This window comes from Thiohalocapsa marina, assembly GCF_008632335.1.
In the GTDB taxonomy this organism is placed as follows: Bacteria; Pseudomonadota; Gammaproteobacteria; order Chromatiales; family Chromatiaceae; genus Thiohalocapsa; species Thiohalocapsa marina.
Genome location: NZ_VWXX01000079.1, coordinates 1 through 1,302, shown reverse-complemented (window position 1 = coordinate 1,302; position 1,302 = coordinate 1). Strand labels below are relative to the sequence as shown.

General features: G+C 56.3%; 1 protein-coding gene and 1 pseudogene. Both read left to right on the top strand.

Annotated features, from left to right (window positions below):
* Positions 1 to 90: 90 nt before the first annotated feature.
* Positions 91 to 240: pseudogene (locus F2Q65_RS20345) on the top strand (glycosyltransferase); the annotation flags it as partial.
* 67 nt (positions 241 to 307) lie between these two features.
* The gene (locus F2Q65_RS20125) at positions 308 to 535 is read left to right on the top strand and encodes a hypothetical protein (protein ID WP_246156401.1); all 228 of its coding nucleotides are present in this window, start codon (positions 308 to 310) and stop codon (positions 533 to 535) included.
* The last annotated feature ends 767 nt before the right edge of the window (positions 536 to 1,302 follow it).

Here is a 1,302-nt window from a genome sequence, read left to right as displayed (position 1 = left end):
CAACGAACGTGATCGGCTGTTCTTTGCTACGCTCTGTCATTGGTCTGCTCCGCTACCTCGGTTGACGATGCTTCAAGATCATCGCTCATTGTGCCCGCTCTGGGCGCGTTGGAGGAGCGGGGCGGACCATTCCATTACCCTACACTGGACTCGGTGGCGGGGCAGTCGTATGCCAATCGGGAGCATATCGTCATCGATGGCGGCAGCGATGATGGCACCTTGGCGATGTTGGAGAGCAAGCGTGATCAGCTGGCCGTGCTGGTCAGCGAGCCGGATGGCGGCATCTACTTTGGGCTGAACAAGGGCGATGCTGCGCATGCTGACGCAGCTGCAGGGGCGGGTGGTGTATCTGCCCGAGGTGCTGGTGCGCATGCGCCTGGGCGGCATCAGCAACCGCTCGCTCGGCAAGGTGCTGCGCAAGTCGTGGGAGGATGACCAGGCGCTGCGGGTCAACGGTGCCGGCGGCGTGGCGGCGCTGGCCTGGAAGAATCTGTCGAAGCTGCCGCAGTTTTTTCGGGCATTCAGGCACGCTTGATGCAGAGGCGGCATAGGTGGATACGCTTCGCTTAATCCACCCTACATGATTTCTGCATTAGGCTCTGGTGGATACGCTTCGCTTAATCCACCCTACATGATTTCTGCATTAGGCTCTGGTGGATACGCTTCGCTTAATCCACCCTACATGATTTCTGCATTAGGCTCTGGTGGATACGCTTCGCTTAATCCACCCTACATGATTTCTGCATTAGGCTCTGGTGGATACGCTTCGCTTAATCCACCCTGCGTAATTTCTGCATTAGGCTCTGGTGGATACGCTTCGCTTAATCCACCCTACATGATTTATGCATTAGTCCGTAGGGTGGAATAAGCGAAGCGTTTCCACCAGAAGTCAAAGCCCAAAGCCCAAAGCCCGTAGCCCGTAGGGTGGAATAAGCGCAGCGTTTCCACCAGAAACCAAAGGCCAAAGCCCGTAGGGTGGGATAAGCGCAGCGTTTCCACCAGAAGTCAGAGCCCAAAGCCCGTAGGGTGGAATAAGCGCAGCGTTTCCACCAGAAGTCAGAGCCCAAAGCCCGTAGGGTGGAATAAGCGAAGCGTTTCCACCAGAAGTCAAAGCCCTAAGCCCAAAGCCCGTAGGGTGGAATAAGCGAAGCGTTTCCACCAGAAGTCAGAGCCCTAAGCCCAAAGCCCTTAGCCCGTAGGGTGGAATAAGCGAAGCGTTTCCACCAGAAGTCAGAGCCCGAAGCCCAAAGCCCAAAGCCCGTAGGGGGGTATAAGAGCAGCGTGTCCCCAAGAAATAAAATA

Coding starts and splice junctions, on each gene's coding strand:
- F2Q65_RS20125 (WP_246156401.1), top strand. CDS start 308: ATGCTGCGCATGCTGACGCAGCTGCAGGGGCGGGTGGTGTATCTGCCC.